At 38.7% G+C, this 23,785-nt stretch carries 19 protein-coding genes and 1 pseudogene; 12 read left to right on the forward strand and 8 right to left on the reverse strand.

The genetic code is table 11. From position 1 onward, the window contains the following. The 4 genes and pseudogenes from J536_RS14745 to pepN form a co-directional block, all read right to left on the reverse strand. Positions 1 to 482: pseudogene (locus J536_RS14745) on the reverse strand (fimbrial biogenesis outer membrane usher protein); the annotation flags it as partial. A 9-nt stretch (positions 483 to 491) separates the two neighbouring features. Continuing rightward, complete coding sequence (locus J536_RS14750; protein WP_032055736.1) at positions 492 to 1,196, reverse strand: molecular chaperone; 705 nt, start codon at positions 1,194 to 1,196, stop codon at positions 492 to 494. A 72-nt stretch (positions 1,197 to 1,268) separates the two neighbouring features. Further along, positions 1,269 to 1,805: a spore coat U domain-containing protein gene (locus tag J536_RS14755; protein WP_080776738.1), complete on the reverse strand. Its 537-nt coding sequence runs from the start codon at positions 1,803 to 1,805 to the stop codon at positions 1,269 to 1,271. 578 nt (positions 1,806 to 2,383) lie between these two features. Further along, complete coding sequence (gene pepN / locus J536_RS14760; protein WP_032063227.1) at positions 2,384 to 4,990, reverse strand: aminopeptidase N; 2,607 nt, start codon at positions 4,988 to 4,990, stop codon at positions 2,384 to 2,386. Between the two features lie 318 nt (positions 4,991 to 5,308). On the opposite strand from pepN, the gene J536_RS14765 reads away from it, so the two are divergent. From J536_RS14765 to thiM, 3 genes are all read left to right on the forward strand, one after another. Then, positions 5,309 to 5,566, forward strand: coding sequence for a hypothetical protein (locus J536_RS14765; protein WP_002119338.1), 258 nt, complete (start codon positions 5,309 to 5,311; stop codon positions 5,564 to 5,566). Positions 5,567 to 5,717: 151 nt separating this feature from the next. After that, entirely contained in the window at positions 5,718 to 6,875 is a 1,158-nt protein-coding gene (locus tag J536_RS14770; protein ID WP_032055730.1) for a hypothetical protein, read from the forward strand. A 35-nt stretch (positions 6,876 to 6,910) separates the two neighbouring features. Next, positions 6,911 to 7,738, forward strand: coding sequence for a hydroxyethylthiazole kinase (thiM, locus tag J536_RS14775; protein ID WP_019767622.1), 828 nt, complete (start codon positions 6,911 to 6,913; stop codon positions 7,736 to 7,738). Between the two features lie 121 nt (positions 7,739 to 7,859). Here thiM and J536_RS14780 read toward each other — a convergent pair whose 3' ends face one another. Further along, positions 7,860 to 8,219 carry a 5-carboxymethyl-2-hydroxymuconate Delta-isomerase gene (locus J536_RS14780; RefSeq protein WP_019767621.1) on the reverse strand — a complete coding sequence of 120 codons (360 nt, stop codon included), beginning with the start codon at positions 8,217 to 8,219 and terminating at the stop codon, positions 7,860 to 7,862. Positions 8,220 to 8,262: 43 nt separating this feature from the next. Next, on the reverse strand, positions 8,263 to 9,975 hold the full coding sequence (locus J536_RS14785) for an AAA family ATPase (RefSeq protein WP_002119362.1): 1,713 nt from the start codon (positions 9,973 to 9,975) through the stop codon (positions 8,263 to 8,265). A gap of 230 nt (positions 9,976 to 10,205) precedes the next feature. Here J536_RS14785 and mdh point away from each other — a divergent pair, with 230 nt between their 5' ends. Continuing rightward, positions 10,206 to 11,378, forward strand: coding sequence for an iron-dependent methanol dehydrogenase (gene mdh, locus J536_RS14790; RefSeq protein ID WP_005068634.1), 1,173 nt, complete (start codon positions 10,206 to 10,208; stop codon positions 11,376 to 11,378). 195 nt (positions 11,379 to 11,573) lie between these two features. After that, positions 11,574 to 12,542 carry an alpha/beta hydrolase gene (locus J536_RS14795; protein WP_032063229.1) on the forward strand — a complete coding sequence of 323 codons (969 nt, stop codon included), beginning with the start codon at positions 11,574 to 11,576 and terminating at the stop codon, positions 12,540 to 12,542. On the opposite strand, the gene J536_RS14800 is transcribed toward J536_RS14795, so the two are convergent. Continuing rightward, on the reverse strand, positions 12,539 to 13,729 hold the full coding sequence (locus J536_RS14800) for a helix-turn-helix domain-containing protein (RefSeq protein ID WP_005068630.1): 1,191 nt from the start codon (positions 13,727 to 13,729) through the stop codon (positions 12,539 to 12,541). The two genes, J536_RS14795 and J536_RS14800, sit on opposite strands and share 4 nt — an antisense overlap. A 142-nt stretch (positions 13,730 to 13,871) precedes the next feature. Between J536_RS14800 and J536_RS14805 the strand changes: the two genes are divergently transcribed. From J536_RS14805 to J536_RS14825, 5 genes are all read left to right on the forward strand, one after another. After that, the gene (locus J536_RS14805; protein WP_004791594.1) at positions 13,872 to 15,383 is read left to right on the forward strand and encodes an aldehyde dehydrogenase family protein; all 1,512 of its coding nucleotides are present in this window, start codon (positions 13,872 to 13,874) and stop codon (positions 15,381 to 15,383) included. Between the two features lie 220 nt (positions 15,384 to 15,603). Beyond that, positions 15,604 to 17,040: an ethanolamine permease gene (gene eat, locus J536_RS14810; RefSeq protein ID WP_032063230.1), complete on the forward strand. Its 1,437-nt coding sequence runs from the start codon at positions 15,604 to 15,606 to the stop codon at positions 17,038 to 17,040. 14 nt (positions 17,041 to 17,054) lie between these two features. Further along, positions 17,055 to 18,440, forward strand: coding sequence for an ethanolamine ammonia-lyase subunit EutB (locus tag J536_RS14815; RefSeq protein ID WP_005046422.1), 1,386 nt, complete (start codon positions 17,055 to 17,057; stop codon positions 18,438 to 18,440). A gap of 10 nt (positions 18,441 to 18,450) precedes the next feature. Then, the gene (gene eutC / locus J536_RS14820) at positions 18,451 to 19,266 is read left to right on the forward strand and encodes an ethanolamine ammonia-lyase subunit EutC (RefSeq protein ID WP_032063231.1); all 816 of its coding nucleotides are present in this window, start codon (positions 18,451 to 18,453) and stop codon (positions 19,264 to 19,266) included. Positions 19,267 to 19,432: 166 nt separating this feature from the next. Beyond that, positions 19,433 to 20,155 (forward strand): glutamine amidotransferase, encoded by a 723-nt coding sequence (locus J536_RS14825; protein WP_032055716.1) that lies wholly within the window; start codon positions 19,433 to 19,435, stop codon positions 20,153 to 20,155. Between the two features lie 484 nt (positions 20,156 to 20,639). Here J536_RS14825 and J536_RS14830 read toward each other — a convergent pair whose 3' ends face one another. Further along, complete coding sequence (locus J536_RS14830; protein ID WP_032063232.1) at positions 20,640 to 22,367, reverse strand: glutamine--tRNA ligase/YqeY domain fusion protein; 1,728 nt, start codon at positions 22,365 to 22,367, stop codon at positions 20,640 to 20,642. A gap of 167 nt (positions 22,368 to 22,534) precedes the next feature. Between J536_RS14830 and J536_RS14835 the strand changes: the two genes are divergently transcribed. Continuing rightward, positions 22,535 to 23,044 carry a peptidylprolyl isomerase gene (locus J536_RS14835; protein WP_002122280.1) on the forward strand — a complete coding sequence of 170 codons (510 nt, stop codon included), beginning with the start codon at positions 22,535 to 22,537 and terminating at the stop codon, positions 23,042 to 23,044. Positions 23,045 to 23,059: 15 nt separating this feature from the next. Further along, positions 23,060 to 23,779: a UDP-2,3-diacylglucosamine diphosphatase gene (locus J536_RS14840; RefSeq protein WP_032063233.1), complete on the forward strand. Its 720-nt coding sequence runs from the start codon at positions 23,060 to 23,062 to the stop codon at positions 23,777 to 23,779. Positions 23,780 to 23,785 lie beyond the last annotated feature (6 nt).

The raw sequence follows: 23,785 nt of genomic DNA on the forward strand, positions 1-23,785 counted from the left end.
TTTAAGGGCTTCATCTTTAGCAAATGCGGGCTAGTGACCTGCTGACTACTTAAGTCAACTGAATAACCCGTTAACATGTTCGACGGAACTTTTAAGTTTAAAGACTGCTCATTCTCTAGATATTTAAACTGGATTCCGTTTAGATCATTAATACATACCCACTGATTATCTGGGATATGTTCATCCATTTTTAGTCTTAAAGTTTTTAAAGTGCTAGATCGAATATATAGTTTTCCATCCTTAGATTGCTTTACTGCAACCAAATCTTCATTAGCATTTGAGTTAATCGAAACATTTAAAAATAGATGAATGAAATTAAGATCTTGCTCCTGCTCATTCGCTCCTACTTGTGTATATTCACCATTGCTACCTACAGATTTAGGAACACTGGGAACTGCAGTATTCGTATGATCTAGTAACTGTTCGGCAAAAGAATATGCAGGAAAATACGCAACACATAAGACACCTATAATGTATTTCATATAAGCCTCTTAAAGTGTGGTTTTCTTACCATTAACTGTTAGAGATACGCTGTATTTATGATTTGGTTGGTAGGTAAAGTTACTAATCGAGTAACTTTTCGACTTCTCCGCAAGAATATAACCATTCACAGTATTTACTTTAATGGGATAACTTTTATTTGCTGTTGTATCAATAAGCATTAGACTATTTAACAGCGCATGTCGGTTACCTATATTGCTAATATTTAAAGAAGGTGTGTTCTGGTTAACATCAATTTTCCAACTCAGTTTGGTAATCGCATCTTTATTTACTACAAATACAGGTAATGATGAGCGAAGTAATACATTTACTCCCTGAGCTGCTTTACGGCTATCAATTGGTTTGGGTAACTCATCAATAATAATACGATAGGTTTTTTCACCAGAAATAGGTTCTGGGTTAATTCTAACTACACGTAAGTTATAAGAGTCACTAGGTTGTAGTTTTAAAAATGGTGGACTAACTACAATATCATCCGTAGGGATTAGTTGATCTTGCCCAGCATTTTGTCTCCACTCAAATACACGCACCTGCAAATCAGCACTTTCATTTGACTGGTTATATAAACTAATTGAAGCAGCATTTTGATTACTTAATATTTCTACATTTACAGGTGAAAGACGGATTGTTGCGGCGTTAATAGAGCTAGATAAAGATAAGAATAATCCCATAATAATAAAAATATTTTTTTTCATGATTTGCTCAAATATAACTTTTTAATGTATTAGCCCTTTCAAAAGGGCTAACGTAATTCTAATTTATGCAAATTAATAAGTTACCGTGACAGTCACACTGTCAACATAGTTACCTGCACTTGGTAAAGTTGTTCCTGCAGGAATACGACCATATACATTTATAGTTTGAACATTACCCGTTCCGGTTCCACTGTAGGCAGTCGTTGCAATACCAATTGCTGTGGCACGTCCTGTGTCAGAGAAAAGGTTGTAAGGAATATATTCATTGCTAGTCGCCCCACCGATCATGCGACGTTGTGTTGATAAAACATTCTGACCACCATCAAATGACAAAGTCCATGGCACAGTATTATTACAAAGGACTTTAATTGAGGTACCACCAGTCGTTGTGGTATCTGCATCAACATTGCCAGCAAGTGAACTTAAAGTACCAAAGTCTAAAACGGCATTTGTTGTCGTGCCAGTTGCAGAGGTATTCAATACACAACTATTCGTTACTGTTGCTCTAACAGTTAATGTACCTGTTGCTGTAGCTGCATTTGCCGCATTGAGAGAAAATACTCCTGCAACAACTGCTGATAAATAAATAAAAGTCTTTTTCATGGCCAAAACCTTTTAAACTAAATTGTCGAATTAATAGATATAAAAAATTTAACCCTTATTCTTACAATCATTTTTATTTGACTGCTCTTTTAAAGCTTATTTTTTTATCCTACTTTCCAACATAATACATAAAAATAAATAAAATGCATGTTCACGTTATTATTTTAATTTCTAATCAATAAAACAAATTTACCTAAACCTATCTTACGGATACAAAAAAACAATATTTACAAAATATAAATATTTGATTTAAATAATTTTAATAAAAACACTAGAAAAAATATTAAGATAAATTTAAATAAATATTTCAAAATTTAGCTAACTTTAAAAAATTAAATAATTTTTACGAGCCAATTTATTTTTTATATTATTTATCTCTTTAATTTTCATTTTATATTATTTCTTAAAAGTGCACCTTCAGAAAACTATTAAAGATTATAATTTATATAAAAATAAAATGATAAAAAATGATCTACAGATGAACTATAACAAGGATAGTTTTATTTATTTTAAATATTGAAGAGCTATGAGATATAAAAAAATAAAGGCCTCTTTAGAGACCTTTATTTAGTAAATTTAAATAATTAAACGCTCAGCATGCTATTTAAAGTTTCAGAAACATTTTTCGATTTCACTTTAGGCTGCAATGCTTGTAAAGCTTGTTGTACTTGAGAGCGCTGAGGCTCTGCAAGCGTATACCAACGAGATAACACCTGTAACAGACGTGAACCTAAAATCGGGTTTTTCTCGTCAAGATATTCTGCAAGGTTAATAAAGTGAGCGACACCAAAGCCCCAAGTATTTTCTGGATTATTTGACAAGCCACCACTTACCGCACGAATACGGTTTGGAGTTGTTAAATCATAGTCTGGATGTTGAGTAAGGTACTCAATTGTTTCTGTTGTCGCATTTGGGTTTGCAGCTTGAATCATAAACCACTGATCTAAAGACAAGGCTTCATCTTTAAAGCGATCATAGAAATCAGCAAGTGCCTCTTGAGCTTGAGGTGCATTTTGCCAAACCAATACACGTAAGGCACCTAAACGTTCAGACATATTGCCTGTGTTTTGGTATTGAACATGTGCTAATTCAAATGCAGTTTGGTCGCCCTGACGAGCCATCATCATCAACATGATATTTTTTAATGCACGAACACCCATGGCTAACGAGAATTCTTTTTGCAAGTCTGGGTCAAGGGTAAGATAAGTATCTTTCCAGAATGAACCCAACTCTTGTGCTAAACGATTAAGCAAGGCTTCACGCTTTACATGAATATCGGCTGGTGCATAGTTCTGATCAATACGACTACCCAAATAACCTTCACTTGGTACATCAAACAAACGTGATGCTAAAAGCGGGTCACGACCAACCAACTCCGGCAAAGTGCTCTGAATAGCTTGAATGTATGCATCTGCAGAATGGTCTTCTAGCAAAATACGCTCAAGCAAGGTTTGCGTTGCTTGCCATTGGTTAAAGCCGTTTGTTTCATGTTGAATTAAGAATGCTAATTCTTCATCACTATAATCAAATACCAGATTTACCGGAGCTGAGAAATTACGCAGCAATGACACAACTGGTTGCTCAGTCACACCTGTGAATTCAATTGTTGCTTCGTCTTGATCAAACAAGTACACACCATCTTTAACATCATTTACGAATAAGCTGTCACTGTGTAATGTATATTGCTCGCCTGTTTTAGCATTAAATAGCGCTAAAGCCACAGGAATTGGAACAGCTTTTAAGTTTGGATATTTAGGATGTGCTTTTAGGCTTTGTTTAAAACTTAAACGGTATGTTTGTGCCGCTGCATCATATTCACCTTTTGCTTCAAGCTTTGGTGTACCTGGTTGGTTATACCAAGTTAAGAATGCAGACAAATCGACACCTGAACCTGCAGATAATGCAGCAACCCAGTCTTCTACAGTTACGGCTTGTCCATCATGACGGCGGAAGTATTCGTCTGTTCCCTTACGGTATTTTTCTTTGCCTAACAAAGTAGACATCATGCGGTTAATTTCCGCACCTTTTTCATAAACAGTCGCTGTATAGAAGTTATTAATTTCTACAAAGTGATCTGGACGTGGTGGATGCGACAATGGTCCAGCATCTTCAGGGAATTGATGCGATTTAAGTACTGCGACATCGTCAATACGTTGAACCGCAGCAGATTGTAAATCTTCAGAGAAAGATTGGTCACGGAAAACCGTTAAGCCTTCTTTTAAGCATAGCTGGAACCAGTCACGGCAAGTAATACGGTTCCCTGTCCAGTTATGGAAATATTCATGGGCAATCACAGACTGCACACGCATAATTGCTGCGTCAGTTGTGTATTCTTCATCGGCAAGTACGCATGAAGTATTAAAGATGTTTAAACCTTTATTTTCCATTGCACCCATGTTGAACTGACTCACCGCAACAATCATATAGTTGTCGAGGTCATAAGCACGACCGTAGTGTTCTTCATCCCAACGCATTGAATGCTTTAAGGCTTCCATCGCGATATGGCATTTTGGAATGTCTTTCTCGATTGCATAGATTTCTAGAGCAACATCACGCCCTTCCGAAGTCGTATAGTGATCTTTAAGAACAGCTAAATCACCAATGACACAAGCAAACAAATAGCTTGGTTTTTTAGTCGGGTCTTGCCAGATCGCAAAGTGGCGGTTTTCACCTACCTCACCTGTTTCAAGCAAATTACCATTGGCAAGTAACACTGGATATTTTTTGTCTGCTTCTACACGTGTCGTAAAGACTGAAAGTACATCTGGACGGTCTGGATAGAACGTGATTTTACGGAAGCCTTCAGGCTCATTCTGGGTTACAAACAACTCATCTGCTTTATATAAACCTTCAAGCTGAGTGTTGGTTTCAGGATGAATAATCACTTGAGTCTGTAAAATGACTTCATCTGGTGCATCAGTGATCACCAGTTGTTCACTATCGAGTGAATATTGTGCAGGAGTAAGATCTTGACCATTGAGCTGAATAGATTGCAACTCAAGATCACGGCCCAATAACACCAAATCTCCAGCAGTTTGACGCTTCATGACTAATGTTGAATCAACAATTGTTTTGTCATCATATACTTGAATATCAAGATTAATGGATTCAACCAAGAACGAAGGTTTTTGATAATCTTTTAAATAAACTGTTTGATCTGCCTGAACTGGAGGCTGCGCCGCAATATTCATCTTTATTCCTTATATACTTTTCGGAAACCGTTGTACGAATTTTATGAACTTGATCATACACATTCATACATACCGTGTTTGTTTACCTTTATAAAATTAATGGGACTTCATTTATACATTTCAAATTAGAATCGTCTTTTATTAGCACAGATTAGACCAAATTTACGATAATCGTTGCTTATATAATCAATCTATACAATAAAAATAAAACAACTTCAGCTTTTAACATTTTTTAGAGTCAGCTTACATTTTGGGCATGGTTCTTGCCTTCACTAATACACCAATATAATTATTTCAATCAGAACAAGAGGTGTCAGTATGGAATTAAAAGCACATTTTCATCGTTTAGAAAATATTAAAGCGATTCATGATCTAAACGCAGCAGGTCTCGATCACCATGTGATTGCGGTGTTTTTATCTGCAGAAGGTATTTCAATGACTGCTCAGGAGGTAACTTCTATCGTCAATACTTACGACGCTTTAGGTAAAGTAAAATTACCAAGTAAAAAAGTGCAGGCCCTTATTAATGCCAAAAAGCTTGGACAGAATGATGAGAGCTTGCCGTGCCCTGTTTAATTTTAAATTTTAATCCCTTATGAAAACCTAAAATCATAATAAAGATTTTAGGTTTTCTATTTTTGCATCAAACAAAAAGACAATCTCAGCTATCGGCAATGCGGCTGTGTATAATAAGTCAATCATGATAGTTTTAAACGTTCGGAGCAAAATGGTCTTACAAATTCTACAGAAACAGCTAGATGAAAGTAGCCATTGTCCTCTCTGCCAAGCTTCAATGTACTGGGTAGATGCCGAGCAATTTGAACAAGACATTCAGTTTCATGAATGCAGTCATTGTCAGCACCGTGTATTTAAAGATACGAAAATGACTTGTCATTGTGAAACATGCACAAAACAACGAAAAAAGCTTTTACAGCAAACACGCCTACAAGAACAACGCCAGTTTAAGTCAAAAGAGCAACCTCAACGTAGTCTGGAACAGCTCAGTTTTTTACATAAACTTTTTTTACTTAGCCTGCTCGACGACTATGCACGAGACGATGTTGCTCATGACGAATATATTCACTGGGACAAAATTAAATATCAGTCCATTACACCAAATTGGATTTTTCAAAACTATCTGATTAAACAACTCCATAAAGATGGAATTTTAAACGCCCAAGATCAAGCGGATGAACCTCAGTGCTTTTATTTAAACATTCGCTTAGATGGTTATAGTGACCCAAGTTTATTTAGTGTAGCCCAGCAATTACGCTACTGGTTTTATGAAAATTTAAGTCTTGGTATTCCGTTTCGTAGTGCTGATGAAGTAAAAGACGTACTTTTTCAGGTGCTCTATCAAGAGATTATTCAGTTTATGCAGTTCTATTGCCGAACTTGGGGCATTCAAATTGCAGGAAGCTCAAATTTCCAAACTTTTTGCTATCGTTTAATGGATTCATTGGCAATTGGTCAGATTTATTATTTAATTCAAACCGCACTTGAGTATCTTTATAAACAGAAAGCCCTACAGCCGCGTAATGAAAAATTTATTAATACCAATTTGTTAAAGAAAACCTTAGAGCAATATCGCGAGAGAGCCTTAGCTGAAAAGTGGGAAACCTCAATGTTGCCTCGCCCTCACAATATTCCCTACAGTAAAATGAGTTATATTTTACTTAACCGCTTCTTAGGCTACGACGAACAAATCTTTGTCCAACCTGTCTGGAAAGCATGGCGAAAAATTGAACCTCGATTAAACTTTTATTCAGTTAAACGCTGTATGCATTGTGGTTCAAATGATTTAAGTGTTGATTATGATGCGGCAGATTATGTTTCTTTAATTTGCCAAAGATGTAAGCATCAAGATCATTATTTTACTCACTAAATCTACAATCACTTTGGCTTAATAAGGATAATAACATGACATCAGCATCGACTTTGATTGAGCAGGTAATTGACGCTTGGCAAAACATGCAGGCAAAGACGCCTCTTGTGCAATGCATTACCAATAGCGTTGCAGCCAACTATACAGCCAATGTCTTACTTGCTTCTGGTGCTTCACCTGCCATGATTGATAATCCTTATGAAGCGGAAAGTTTTACCAAAATTTCATCGGCTTTGAGTATTAATCTGGGTACGCCAACCTCAGAGCAAATGCAAGCTATGCAAATCTCTGCCAAGACTGCACAGCTCAATGGCATTCCATGGGTGCTTGATCCAGTCGGCTATGGACCAATTTTAGCTTGGCGTAGTCAAATGACAGACGAGCTTTTACAGTTCAAGCCAAGCGTTATTCGTGGTAATGCCTCAGAAATTAGTACGCTTGCTGGCAACCAAGTTCAATCTAAAGGTGTCGATAGTACTTTAAGCAGTGATCAAGCCTATCAACAGGCTTATGCACTATTAGCACATACGGACTGTATCGCTATTTCAGGTGAGTCAGATTATATTTTATCTAAAGAATTAGACATCGTTATTCAAGTAAACGGTGGAAGTCCATTACAGCCCAAAATTACAGCAACGGGCTGCGCTTTAGGTGCCTTAATCGCAGCATATAGCGCTGTGACGACGCCAACAATTGCTGCTCTTTCAGCTCATGTTCATTTTGCGATTGCGGGTAAACTTGCTGCAAATCAAGCGCAAACTATGGGAAGTTTTAGCACCATCTTCATGGATTACATCCACATGCTAGATGACAACTTGATTGAGCAATATGCAGATATTAAGCTTTTAGAGATACAGGCATAATCTAGGTTATACCTGTATCATACTAGACTCACTTTAAAGTAAGTAGATGTCTGTTCATTCGAAAGCACTACTTTTACATAGTGCTGATCGCTATTCTTGATCGAAATTACGCTTTTTAGTGTTATACAACTTGCTTGAAATAATCTTCTCTTGGCATATCGACAAGCTCAACGCACAATTGAATTTCTTTATGAAACTCTGGTTGTAGATATTTTTTATTACTAAGCGCCGCTAATAACTGCTCACCCAGAAGCTGTTTTTGTTCAGCCGTTCTTCCCGACAAAATATAGACCTTTGCATGAATATAAGCCTGTTCCGCTCCCAAACCTATGAGGAAAACATCATCTTTACGCGCACGGCTTTTAATGTCTTCTGGACTAAATAGCTCTGTATCAATCAATGTGGTATTAATTTCTTCAAGTAATTGTTTTGCGTTTAATCCAGTTAAATTTTCTGAATAATCAACTATAACGTGCGGCATAGCCACCTCAATTTATATAATAAGTCATTAAGCTAATTAAACTTTACTCAATAAATAATAAAGCTAATCTGACCTGATCATATCCCATTCGAGGGCTGGTTGCTTCAACAATTGGTCTTAGTTTGATCGAACCATCATCAGAAAAATGATCTGGATTTTGGCGCTTTTTCAGCTTCTTATAAATTTTACGAATTTCTTCGACCACCTCTTCACCCGGATGGGCAACCGAAATATCTAACTTTTGCTCTTTATGCAGTCGAGCCAAGTGATTAATAATTGTCGCTGGGGTTAAACCACGTTCATGCGCGATGTCTTCAATCTCATAGCCTTCTTCAAACAGCACACGTGTCTCATCTAACGTTGCCGTAGCGTAATTTTGCTTTCCACCTTTTGCGAGTTTCTTCTCATTACGAGAAATCTCGGTTTCATTTAAGGTGCCGCCACAGTGACGAATAAAGGCTTTGTGCTGAGCGGTTAAATCTACATCTGCAAAGTTGTCTTCAGCTTCTTTTGAAAGTTCTTGGAAACGACGATCCGCTTTGACAGCTAAACTGTCTAACTCTAAAGCTTGCTCGTTAATACCTAATAATTTTAGACCAGTTAAAGATTTTAAGCGTGACAATGCAACATAACCCTGACCTTTTTCAAAGGTATTCATCAGGTTAATTTCAGCGGCTTCTAAAGTCATCCCTTGGCTTTTATGAATAGTAATCGCCCACGCTAAACGAAGCGGAATTTGCTGAAAACTTGCAATCACTTTGCCTGCTTCATTTTCAACGGACCAAGTTTCAGGAGCAACCAGCAAAGTCGTGCCATCAGTCAGTTTTACTTTCGGCAGTAAGCCATTTTCATCATCTTCTTCAAAGCCGATGACTTCACCCAAACTTCCGTTGATATAGCCCATATCAAAGTTATTTTTTACAAACATGACTTTGGCATGCTTTTTAAGTGTGAGTTCTTCTGGCGCACGCACTGAGGATTTTAAAGTTTCTAATAACTTTTCATTACCATCTAAAACAGCATTAAATTGATGCCCTTCATTATCAATTTCATTTAGGTGCTGATAATTGATATTGTCGACATCCATATTGTGTGTATAAAGACGAGTAAAGGTCTCACCAATATCATGCGAGCGTGATTGACGCAGTGCTTGCAAATGATCGGGTTGAATATTTTGCGCACGAATAGCGTTTAAAATCTGGTTAAGAATTTCATCGTCTTGACGGTGCTGTTCTGTTAAATAACATACGCGGAATTTGGCTTCGACCCATGCATCTGACATAAAGCAGAACTTGTCACGATTGGCTTCACCATTACGTCCTACAGGCGGCAACTGGAAGAAATCTCCAGCCACAATGACTTGAATACCACCGAAGGCTTCATCGCTTTCTTTAAAATATTTTAGAACTTGATTGACCAGATTAAGCTGTTTCGCATGTAGCATTGAGATTTCATCAATCACAAGAACTTGCGCATTTTCAAGGTGTTCCTTGAGATATTTACGCTCTTTCATGCGTTTTAGATCGTCGTCAGTTAACAGATCTTTAATGCCAATGCCAGCCCATGTATGAATGGTCATACCGTTCATATGCGTTGCCGCAATACCTGTAGACGCCGTAATAGCTACAGGCACTTTACGTGCTTTTAGGTATTGGATGTACTGATTGAGTGTATAGGTTTTCCCTGCACCAGCCGAACCGGTTAAAAAAACATTTTCACCTGCTTTGAGCAGTTTAAGCGCAGTTTCCTGTTTCATAATCTCATATGTACATCTTCAACAGCCCATAGCTTAACGATTTTCCCGAAAAAATTAAATGAATGTGCCAAATTTTATATAAAGTCATTAAAAATCAATAATTAAATCCCAAGTAATATTTGGTAGGTTTTTGGTAGGTAGGAAAATAATCTTCAGATCACAATACTAAGCCCATGGTGAGGCTCACCTGTAATAACAAACAATGGATTTATGGAAGAAGGAATCACTCCATGGCTTTTAAAAATATTGCAGATCAAACAAACGGTTTTTACATTCCTTGCGTATCACTCTTTGGACCAGGATGTGCCAAAGAAATTGGTACGAAGGCGCAAAACCTCGGCGCAAAAAAAGCATTAATTGTGACCGATGAAGGCTTATTTAAATTTGGCGTTGCAGACCTTATCGCAAACTATTTAACTGAAGCAGGTGTTGCGAGCCATATTTTCCCGGGTGCAGAACCGAACCCAACCGATATTAATGTTCACAATGGCGTAAATGCCTATAACGAAAATGGCTGTGACTTTATTGTCTCTCTAGGTGGCGGTTCATCTCATGACTGTGCAAAAGGGATTGGTTTAGTCACTGCGGGTGGTGGTCATATTCGTGACTACGAAGGCATCGATAAAAGTAAAGTCCCAATGACACCACTCATTGCAGTGAATACAACGGCTGGTACTGCATCGGAAATGACTCGTTTCTGTATTATTACCAATACCGATACTCACGTAAAAATGGCGATTGTTGACTGGCGTTGTACCCCACTTATTGCCATTGATGACCCGAAACTTATGATTGCAAAACCGGCTGGTTTAACCGCTGCAACAGGTATGGATGCGCTAACTCATGCAGTTGAAGCATATGTTTCTACGGCGGCGAACCCGATTACTGATGCGTGTGCAGAAAAAGCCATCACGATGATTAGTCAATGGTTACAACCTGCTGTCGCAAATGGTGAAAATATCGAAGCGCGTGATGCGATGAGCTATGCACAGTACTTGGCGGGCATGGCATTTAACAACGCATCTTTAGGTTATGTTCACGCAATGGCGCACCAGTTGGGTGGTTTTTACAACCTACCTCACGGCGTATGTAATGCAATCTTGTTACCACACGTTTGTGAATTTAACTTAATTGCTTGCCCAGATCGCTACGCAAAAATCGCAGAGTTAATGGGTGTAAAAACTCACGGACTCACCGTAACAGAAGCTGCCTATGCTGCAATTGATGCCATTCGTAAACTGTCTTCATCAATTGGTATTCCATCTGGTTTAACCGAGCTTGGTGTAAAAACTGAAGACCTTGCAGTGATGGCAGATAATGCTCAAAAAGATGCATGTATGCTCACCAACCCTCGTAAAGCAAATCATGCGCAAGTTGTGGAGATTTTCAAAGCAGCACTTTAATACTGATGTAATGGCATATCCCTCTAGTAAGTCAAATCCCTCCGACCGTTGACTTACTTTTTTGGGGAATACTTAGCTCCAGCGGTATTCCCTTTTTTTAGAACCTATACTCCAACCTTCTCTAAACCTGATTGACAATTCGCCCATTTCATTGAAGGATACTCAGCATGTCTTAATTACAATAGCTCGATAAAAATGAATACATCTTCAGCTAATCAAACTTATGTTCCAGATATTTTAGGCACGGGCTACGAACAGCTCACACTTAGTTTTCCTGATGATTATGAAGGGAAAGTTGTAGCCACCTTAGTGCGTAAAAAAGCTGCTCAATCTACTCAAAAAGCCGTGCTGTATATTCATGGTTTTTTAGATTATTTCTTTCAAACCGAAATGGCTGAGCAATTCAATGCTCATGGTTATGACTTCTATGCACTTGATTTAAGAAAATATGGCCGCTCAAAGCTGCCTCATCAAATTTTCTATAATGTGCTTGATTTAAATGAATACGACGCCGAAATTACTCAAGCATTAGAGATTATTGGCGAAGAGCAACACACTCAGGTTTTACTCGCAGGTCATTCAACTGGTGGTTTGACAGCAACACTTTATGCTGCCCATCATCCAGATCATCCCCTTATTAAAGCGCTATGGGCAAATAGTCCGTTTTACGACTTTAATTTAAGTCTAGTCGAAAAGAAGTTTGGTATTCCAATGCTAAGTCGAGTAGGAAAATATCTACCAAAAGTTAAATTTCCAAGCCAATTAAACAAATGGTACACCACTAGCCTTCATAAGCAGCTCAAAGGTGAATGGGAGTTCAATCTTGACTGGAAACCAACCTCTGCCCCTACAGTTCAACTCAGCTTTGTACATGCAATTCATACAGCACAAAAAGAGATTCACCGTGGGGTTAAACTGAACGTTCCCGCCCTGATTATGCATTCGCACCAAACTAAAAATCCAAAAAAATGGGGAATAGATGCGACTCAAAGTGACGTAATTTTAGATGTTAAAGATATTGAGAAACATGGTAAAAAAATTAAAGGCGATGTCTCGGTTGTCTCTATTCACAATGGATTGCATGACTTAGTCCTTTCGGCCCAGCCAGTACGAGAACAAGTCTATCAACAATTGTTCCAGTGGCTGGATCAAAAAATTACTTAACTAAGCTTAGGTGAGTCAAGGTATTTCACCAGCAGTTGATGCGCAGGATGTTCACTTGGTAAAAGCTCCATAAGGCGCTCTACCGCATCAATTGCTTCAGGGAAATGAGCTAAATGCTTAAGTAATAAATCTGTTTCTTGGGTTTTAAAAATTGCATCGCTCAAGCGTGACTCAAGGCAATCGCGCCATGCACACAAAAACGGACTTTCAGTTTTTGCCAGAAATACACCTGTGTAAAGCTGTAAAGCAGAGGCCGCATATCCCGCATCGAGTGCTTGTTCAGCTTGTAAAAAATCGGCTTCAACATGCACAAGCAGACGATATGGGCGTGAACCAAGTAAACCACCCAAAATATCTCGTAGTTGAGACATTTCAGCTTTAAGTGTGCCCATGCTCACTTTACGTTCGCCATAGAGCGCCTGATAAAGATGCTCTAAAGTTAAACCATGCGGACATAGAGCCAATATGGTTAAAATTTCAATTTGACGCGGCGTTAATAACAGACTCTTGCCATTAAATTTAACTTGTGGCGTCGAAAATGCACGGATATGTAATTGCTGACGCTGCTGCTCTAGCAAAGCAGATTGAATAATGGATGCACAACGTTCAGCGGCTAATATTCCTAAACTATTATGGTTCTTCCATGTGGTTGATAAATCAACAACACCTAGCGTTTGTTTTGAGTATGGATCGATAATCGGTGCGGCATAACACACCCAATCATGAATCGACTCCATGTAATGTTCGTTTGAAAAAACACAGCTTGATTGTTGAGTTTTTAAAGATAAAGCCAAGGCATTCGTACCAACAAATTCTTCACGCCATTGACCACCTTGTACAAAATGCACACGCTCAGCAGCACTTTGCATTTGTGCACTTGGTGCCGTCCAGATAATCGTACTGCCGATATCACCGACAGCAATTACCATTGAAGATTGCTCTGCAATATGACGTAAGTCGTCGGCACATTGGCTTAAAGCCATATCTAAAGCATTTTGTGAAGCAGTTTTTTTCTCGACTAATGGAGCCGCAAAACGCTCTTTAGGAATCGCGGCAGAAGCCGATCGTTCCCACGAGCTTGCAATACTTTGGCCGAGTTTGGCAGCGTTCTGAGGAGAGAGACTATTTTGCGTGCGCAGTTGATCAATCAACGTCCGTTGCTGCAATAAATCCTTTTTTGTGAACATTTGTAAATTCCTTATATATCCACATTTCTATTCCAACCTTTCTCCAACCTTCTTCTTTATATCCTAATTATACAAAGTACGAAAGTACCTACTGACAGGGTTCTTGTTAGTCTTTAGTCCTAAAAAGCAAAGGAATATTTATATGCGCTATATCGATCCAAATCAACCAGGCTCAAAAGTTCAATTCAAATCACAATATGAAAATTTTATTGGCGGTGAATGGGTTGCACCTGTAAAGGGTGCGTATTTTGACAATGTATCTCCTGTTGACGGAAAAGCTTTTACACGTATTCCACGTTCTAGTGCTGAAGATATTGAGCTCGCTCTAGATGCAGCGCACAAAGCAAAAGCAACATGGAATAAAGCATCACCAACAGTACGCTCGAATATCCTTTTAAAAATTGCTGATCGTTTAGAAGCAAATCTTGAAATGCTTGCTGTTGCAGAAACTTGGGATAACGGTAAAGCAGTCCGTGAAACTTTAGCAGCGGACCTTCCACTTGCGATTGACCATTTCCGTTATTTCGCTGGATGTATTCGTGCTCAAGAAGGTGGAATCTCTGAAATTGATGAAGATACCATTGCGTATCATTTCCACGAACCACTCGGCGTAGTTGGTCAAATCATTCCATGGAACTTCCCGATTTTGATGGCAGCATGGAAACTTGCACCTGCTTTAGCAGCTGGTAACTGTGTTGTGATTAAACCAGCTGAACAAACTCCAGTGGGTATTTTGTTGGTGGCTGAACTCATTCAAGACATTTTACCACCGGGCGTACTTAATATTGTCAATGGTTTCGGTTCAGAAGTCGGCCGCCCGTTAGCTACCAACCCACGTATTGCAAAAATCGCATTCACAGGTTCAACTCAAACTGGACAAATGGTGATGCAATATGCGACCGAAAATATTATTCCAGTGACATTAGAACTTGGCGGTAAGTCACCAAACCTTTTCTTTGAAGATATCATGGATAAAGAAGATGACTTCTTAGAAAAAACGCTTGAAGGTTTTGCTATGTTTGCCTTAAACCAAGGTGAAGTATGTACTTGCCCTTCTCGTGCTTTAGTACAAGAAAGCATTGCTGATCAGTTCTTAGAGATGGCTGTCGAACGTGTAAAACGTATTAAAACTGGTCATCCACTTGATACTGAAACGATGATTGGTGCTCAAGCATCTCTACAACAGCAAGAGAAAATCTTACGTTGTATTAACACTGGTCGTGAAGAAGGTGCAGAACTCTTACTTGGCGGTAGCGGCCGTAAAGAAGTAGGCGATGGTTACTATGTCGATCCGACTATTTTTAAAGGTCACAATGGCATGCAAGTTTTCCAAGAGGAAATTTTTGGACCTGTACTTGCTGTGACAACATTCAAAGACTTTGACGATGCAATTAAAATTGCCAATGACACCATGTATGGTTTAGGTGCAGGTGTATGGTCACGTTCAGCTCACATTTCTTATCGTGCGGGTCGTGCTATTGAAGCTGGCCGTGTCTGGACAAACTGCTATAACATCTACCCTGCACATGCTGCATTTGGTGGCTACAAGAAGTCTGGTATTGGCCGTGAAAACCATAAGATGATGCTAGATCACTATCAACAAACTAAAAACTTGTTGGTAAGTTACTCAACTAAACCAATGGGCTTCTTCTAAGTTTCGCACCAAGTTGATACCAAACTATCAACACTAGAAAGAAGTAAGATGACTAATTATATAAGAAGCCAGTAATTTAGATTGCTGGCTTCTTTATTCCCGATTGTTAAGATTGAATTTTTATCATTTAGAATAAAAAAGCTCCATCTACTCTCTAAAGTGCTTCATTTAGGCATTGCTTTTGCATTGATTCATACAAACTAACTCGCAGGAGTATTGTATGAATCAACCAGAAACAGCTTCCGTTATTTCCTCAAAGACAGAAGTCTCGTCAGCAGAATATTTTGCTCAGCGTCAACTTAAACAAGGTACCGTTGGTTGGTTACTCCTGATTGGTTTAGGCGTAGCGTATGTGATATCAGGTGATTTTGCTGGTTGGAACTTCGGCATAGCCCAAGGTGGCTGGGGCGGGATGTTTATTGCCACTGCCCTTGCTGCAATCATGTATCTGTGCCTGTGTCTTTCTATGTCAGAAATGTCCACCATGATGCCGACAGCAGGTGGCGGTTATAGTTTTGCACGTGCTGCTTTTGGTCCTTTTGGCGGCTATTTAACAGGAACAGCTATTTTAATTGAATACGCAATTGCTCCTGCGGCTATTGCCGTATTTATTGGTGGTTATTGCGAATCTCTATTTGGTATTAATGGCTGGATGATTTACCTCGCTTGTTACGCCATTTTTATGGGTATACACCTCAAAGGTGCTGGCGAAGCCTTAAAAATCATGTTCGCAATTACGCTTGTCGCTGCTGTTGCCCTTGTCGTGTTTATTGGGGCAATGATTCCACACTTTAAAGCGCAAAATTTATTTGATATTCCAGTTGGTACAGGTGTTGGTGCAAGTCTTTTTTTACCTCATGGCTATTTGGGCATCTGGGCTGCAGTTCCTTTTGCTATCTGGTTTTTTCTTGCAGTTGAAGGTGTACCATTAGCAGCCGAAGAAGCGAAAGATCCAGCCAAATCTCTGCCACGCGGTTTAATCGGAGCAATGCTCATCTTAACAGCCTTTGCCATACTCATTTTATTCTTAGGTGCAGGTGCAGCGGGTGCAAGTACTTTACAAAACTCTGGCGCTCCCCTCGTCGATGCTCTGGTTAAAGTGTATGGCACCAATACTTGGCTTGCGACTTTTGTTAACTTTGTTGGTTTAGCAGGTTTAATCGCGAGTTTCTTTTCAATTATCTATGCCTATTCGCGTCAAATTTTTGCACTCTCTCGTGCTGGTTACTTACCTACTTCACTCTCTTTAACCAATAAAAATAAAGCCCCTTATCTCGCAATTATTATTCCGGGCATTATTGGGTTCTTGCTTTCACTCACCAAAGAAGGTGATTCACTCATTTTAATCGCTGTTTTTGGTGCCACCATTTCTTATGTGTTGATTCTTTTATCCCACATCAAACTACGCCTATCTAAACCCGACATGCCTCGTCCTTATAAAACTCCTGGAGGAATCGTTACTTCAAGTATTGCCTTAGTTCTAGCAGTCGCTGCTGTAGTTGCGGGCTTTGTTGTTAACCCAAAAGTTTGGTTTATTGCTGCCGCTATTTATGTCGTATTTATTGCTTACTTTTTATTCTATAGCCGTTATCATTTAGTGAAAGGCACACCAGAAGAAGAGTTTGCAAATATTAAAGCCGCAGAACAAGAACTATAAAAAAGGATTCAACTATGAGTTATCGCAATATTGTCGCCAATCAACAGTATCACTTTGCTGACTTGAAGACCTTGATGGCAAAAGCAACGCCGTTACGTTCAGGTGATGAATTAGCAGGTGTAGCGGCCAGAGATGCAACCGAACATGTTGCGGCACAAATGACTTTAGCCGATGTACCACTTAAAACTTTTTTGAATGAGGTTGTGGTCGATTACGAAACTGATGAAATTACACGACTAATTATTGATGAACATGATCTAGCAGCCTTTGCCCCTATTTCACACTTTACAGTAGGCGATTTTCGAAATTGGTTACTTGGTGAAGAAGCGACTGCACAAAGCTTAAAAGCTTTAGCATCAGGTTTAACTCCAGAAATGGTGGCTGCAGTCAGCAAAATTATGCGCAATCAAGATTTGATTTATGTCGCCAGCAAATGCGAAGTGGTCACCCAATTTCGCAACACAATCGGTTTAAAAGGTCATCTTTCTACCCGTTTACAACCGAACCACCCTACCGATGATGTGCTTGGTATTTCTGCCAGTATTTTAGATGGTTTGATGTATGGCAATGGTGATGCCGTAATTGGGATTAATCCAGCGACAGATAACTTACATAATTTATCAGAGCTACTGAAGTTACTTGATCATGTCATTCAGGAATATCAAATTCCGACGCAATCTTGTGTACTTACCCATATCAGCTCAGGTATTCAACTGGCTGAAAAAAATGTGCCAATTGATTTAATGTTCCAATCAATTGCCGGCACCCAACTAGCTAATGAAGGTTTTGGAATTTCACTCGATTTACTACAAGAAGGATATGAAGCCACACTTGCACTCAAGCGCGGAACGATTGGACAAAACGTCATGTACTTTGAAACGGGCCAAGGCAGTGCGTTATCCAGCAATGCACATCACGGCGTTGATCAGCAAACATTAGAAACGCGTGCTTATGCAGTCGCCCGTAAATACAATCCGCTTTTAGTAAATACAGTCGTCGGCTTTATTGGCCCCGAGTACCTATTTAACGGTAAACAAATTATACGTGCGGGACTAGAAGATCACTTCTGCGGTAAGTTACTTGGAGTACCGATGGGCTGCGACATTTGTTATACCAACCATGCCGATGCCGACCAAAATGATATGGATGTTCTCCTTACTCTGTTTGGTGCTGCGGGCATTAACTTTATTATGGGAATTCCGGGTTCAGACGATGTCATGCTCAACTATCAAACGACCTCATTCCATGATGCTCTCTATTTAAGACAACTCCTAGGTTTAAAACCTGCTCCTGAGTTTTCAGCTTGGCTTGAACAGCAAGGTATTTTTAAACAACAAAACTCTCAAATCTGTTGGGCAGACCACATGCCTGACCAATTCTCTCGTCTGCTCATGAACTAGGGAGAACCCCATGAAACTGAACCGTGATATTCAATATCCATCTTCTACCCATCAAGATCAGTGGGAAAAACTTAAACAGTTTACTGATGCCCGTATTGCTCTGGGCCGTGCGGGTTGTAGCATTCCAACACGTGCCTTACTTGAGTTCCAGTTGTCGCATGCGCAAGCAAAAGATGCGGTTTATCAAGAGATGGATGTTTCCTACCTCACGGAGCAATTAACACAACGGCAGCTGCAAAGTCTTCATGTACAAAGTAATGCACCTAATAAAGAAATTTATCTTAAACGTCCTGATTTAGGACGTCAGCTTTCAAACCCCTCAAAAGAAGCCTTAATTAAGAAGTATGCAGAAAACACGCAACAATACGATGTTTGTATTGTGGTCGGTGATGGTCTCTCCGCAAGAGCGATTGAAGCGAATGCTATCTCATTCATTACAATGCTGAATGAACAAATTCAGCAAGAAAACTGGAGCCTTGCACCCATTGCACTGGCAACAGGCAGTCGGGTTGCATTAGGTGATGAGGTTGCTGAAATCTTTAAGGCACCGATGCTTGTGATGCTGATCGGTGAGCGTCCTGGTTTAAGCTCTCCTGATAGTATGGGAATTTACTATACATGGAATGCATATTCAGGCTGCCTCGATGCCAAACGTAATTGTGTTTCTAATATTCGCTCAGCAGGTTTAAGTATTCCAGTTGCAGTACAACGTTTAATCGCTTTAATAAAAAAATCCAAACAACTTGGTTTCTCAGGAGTTAATCTAAAAGATGAGCATCAACTTTCAAATATAGATTTTGAAGAAACTCAAAAGCTATTATTTTAAGCAATGGAATATGCAAAGAGATTTATTGGAAAATAGATAATCCTTTGCATAACAATATTATCTTAACGAAAAATATCAATTTTCAGGTATTGACGATTTATACAGATATTTTCTTCTTTATATTTATCGCTATACTCCACCTATTGATCTTCTATGAATCATTTGTATGAACACAACAAACGCCTTCCCTAAAACTATTTATGCCATTCAGCATCTTGCTTTCGAAGACTTAGGTTCATTAGAAGATGTCTTTTATCAACTCGGATTTCGCGTCCGTTATTTTGAAGCAGGTGTAGATGATCTAACTGCTGCTTTTGCACACGATGGATTAACTATTATTTTAGGTGGCCCAATCGGGGTTTATGAAACTGAAGATTATCCGTTTTTAAAAGATGAAATCGCTTTACTTAAACAACGTTTAGCAGCAGATAAACCTACACTAGGTATTTGTTTGGGGGCACAGCTTATTGCTCATGCACTTGGTGCAAAAGTATATGCAGGACATCAAAAAGAAATTGGCTGGGGTCCACTGAGCTTAAGTTTACGTCCTAATCAGGTATTATCTGCTTTGCTTAATAATATCCATGTTCTACATTGGCATGGTGACACTTTCGATCTCCCTGAAAACGCGGTGTTATTAGCTAGTTCAGAGATTTATACCAATCAGGCATTTGAAATTGGAAATAATATTCTCGCGTTGCAGTTTCATATTGAAACAACAGAAGAAAATTTTGAGAAATGGTTAATTGGCCACACATGTGAACTTCGTAATGCCAAGATTTCGATTCAGAAACTTCGCGAAGAAAACTTACAATATGCTCAAGCACTTGAACATGCTGCATTTGAGGTTATTCAAAAATTCTTAAAAAGAATTGGTTATAGTGGATAAACTATAAAGACTCGAATGTGCGCGAATATTAAATTTTACCATTTGGTATTATTGTTTGCTTATTTTTCAAACAAAGAGAGTGCTATATTCGCCTTTAACAAACATTTAATAAAATTTTCAGTGTATTATTAATTTGTAACACAAAATATACGTTGATTTACTATGGATATCTGGAAATTTCTTAAAAGCTTTAATACGGTCAATACTTATTTATTGCTTTCATGTATTCTCCTTATAATCTTGGTTCTTTATTTTTATGTGATTAATCCAACCTAAGCTAATTTGCCAAGGATATTAATCATAAAGAAAAAGAAAATATGAGAAGACATCTAAATAAAAAGCCCAACTGAGTTGGGCTTTTTTATATTTGTTGTTTACTCACAACATGTTGTTCGTCTTGCGAAAAAGTAAGAGATAATCGATCTCTACTATCTACTCACAACATATTGTTCATCTTGCGAAAAAGTAAGAGATAATCAATCTCTTACTTTTTCTCAGGCTTGAAGCTATCTTTCAAATCAAGAATACGGTTGAAAACCGGTTTCTCTGGTGAATGATCATATTGATCAGCAACGAAATAGCCTTCACGCTCAAATTGGAAACGATCTTCAGGATTCGCTTGTGCCAAAGCTGGTTCAATGACAGCTTGTACCACTTTTAATGATTCAGGATTAAGATTTGCCAAGAAGTCATCATCTGCATCAGGTGCGGCTTCAGTAAACAAACGATCGTAAATACGCACTTCAGCAGGAATCCCTTTAGTTGCAGATACCCAGTGAATCACGCCTTTAACTTTACGGCCTTCCGGATTCTTTCCTAGAGTTTCAGGGTCAATTGAACATTTCAGTTCAATCACTTCACCATTTGCATCTTTAATGACTTCATCACATTTAATCACGTAAGCATGGCGTAAACGCACTTCACCGTCAGGAATTAAACGTTTAAAGCCTTTTGGCGGTACTTCTTCAAAATCTTTACGATCAATATAGATTTCCTTAGTTAAAGGAATCACACGATCACCCATATCAACATTAGGATGGCGAGCATGCGTAAGATCCATATCTTCAGGTAAATTAGTTAAAGTCACTTTAAGTGGACTTAAAACAGCCATACCACGCGCAGCAGTATTTTCTAAAGATTGACGAATACAGAACTCAAGCATTGCAACATCAACAATACCGTCAGTTTTTGACACGCCTACACGCTTACAAAAATCACGTAAACCTTCAGGAGTAAAACCACGACGGCGCATACCGACTACGGTTGGCATACGTGGATCATCCCAACCATTTACATACGCACCTTCCACCAATTTACGTAATTTACGTTTTGACGTAATGGTGTAATCCACGTTTAAACGTGAAGATTCATACTGATGCGGAACAGCTTTAGATTTTACTTTTTCAACAATCCAGTCATAAAACGGACGGTGATCTTGGAATTCTAATGTACAAAGCGAATGGGTAATTCCTTCAATGGCATCAGACAATGGATGAGCATAGTCATACATTGGGTAGATTTTCCATTTATCGCCAGTTTGGTGATGCTCTGAATGTAATACGCGATATAAAATCGGATCACGCATATGTACATTTGTACTTGCCATATCAATCTTGGCACGTAAAACCGCTTCACCCTCTTTAAACTCACCGCTACGCATTTTTTCAAAGCGAGCAAGATTCTCTTCACTAGAAGCATCACGGTATGGAGAGTTTTTACCTGGCTCAACAAAGCTACCACGGTTTAACTTAATTTCTTCTGGAGATTGTAAATCTACATATGCATCGCCTTGTTCAATAAGTTGAACTGCCCATGCATATAATTGATCAAAATAACCTGATGCATAGCGTGGTTCACCATTCCAGTTAAAACCAAGCCATTTCACATCATTCGCAATACCGTCAACATACTCTTGTTCTTCAGCATCAGGGTTTGTATCGTCAAAACGCAAATTACACAAACCATCAAACTCTTCAGCCACACCAAAGTTCAAGCAAATCGCTTTTACATGGCCAATATGTAAATAACCATTTGGTTCTGGTGGAAAACGCGTTACGATCTGCTTTGCACGTCCCGTAGCCAAATCATCAGTAATGACTTGGCGAACAAAATCTAAGCCAGCCTGTTGTTCTTGCTGCGCAGAATCGACAGAGGCATGAGTATTCGGTGTCGGGTTATTAGGCAGGCTCGAGACAACATCATTAGGCTTCATAGTGTATCAATCACTTCTTTGTAGATAAATTTCGAAAAATTTAAACGCTATCTTCATTTTTCACAAAGATTTTAACGTTTTTTACTTGCCTTGTAGTTTACAGTTTGCTTATGCTTCTCTCAACCAAAAACCCATGGTCATAAGCCCATGTTTAGGAGATTAATGTAATGAGTTTTCCTCAAGTCGAATTAAACACCAATAAAGGTCGTATTGTTCTTGAACTAAATACTGAAAAAGCACCAAAAACAGTAGCAAACTTTTTAGAATATGTACGTGACGGTTTTTATGACGGCGTTATTTTCCACCGTGTCATTGATGGTTTCATGATCCAAGGTGGCGGGATGGATGAAAACTTCAAAGAAAAAGCAACTCGTGATTCTATCGAAAACGAAGCTGACAACGGTTTAAGCAATGATGTTGGTACGATTGCTATGGCACGTACTCAAGCACCTCACTCTGCTTCTGCACAGTTCTTTATTAATGTAAAAAACAACTCTTTCTTAAACCATACCTCTAAAACTGCTCAAGGCTGGGGTTATGCTGTATTTGGTAAAGTTGTTGAAGGTATGGATGTTGTTGAAGCGATCAAAGGTGTTCGCACTGGCAACCGTGGTTACCACGCTGACGTTCCATTAGAAAATGTTGTAATCGAATCTGCTAAAATTATTTCTGAATAATTTTAGGAATAAGCTGTGACTTATCTGTTTATCTCTGATTTACACTTGTCACCTGAACACCCTCGACTTGTTCGAGGGTTTTTAGATTTATTGGTGCATTATCAAAATAAACAAACACAGCTTTATATTTTAGGTGACTGGTTTAACGCTTGGATTGGCGATGATTACTCGGCACCATGGCTCGATGAAATTATTGAGGCATTAAAAGACTTTAACAAAAAAGGAAATCGGGTTTACTTCCAAGTAGGTAACCGTGATTTTGCTTTAAATCAGATTTTCCTCAATAAATTTAACGGTGTATTACTACCTGACATTTATTATCTTAATATTGCTGGACATCAGTACCGCCTAGAACACGGTGATGCACTATGTACAGATGACGTTTCCTATCAAAGATTTAGAAAAATTATTCGAAATCCACTTTTAGTGGCTTTTTTACGCCGTACACCCCTGAGTTTTCGTACTAAACTGGTTAATGGCTTTCGAAAAAGAAGCTCCGCAGATAAACAGCAAAAAAGCTATGAAATTATGGATGTAAATGAGCGAGCTGTGCTTACTGCTTTAACAGATGTAGATATACTTATTCATGGGCATACCCATCGCCCTTCAATTCATAAGGTAGAAGCTAAACAACGAATTGTTCTTGGCGATTGGCGTGAAGATCAAGCTTATATTTTGGAAATTGATCCATCTTCAAATACGCAACAGCTTGAATTGGTTATCTGGAATTATTAACTAAAA

The organism is Acinetobacter sp. 809848 (assembly GCF_000581275.1).
GTDB lineage: Bacteria > Pseudomonadota > Gammaproteobacteria > Pseudomonadales > Moraxellaceae > Acinetobacter > Acinetobacter pittii.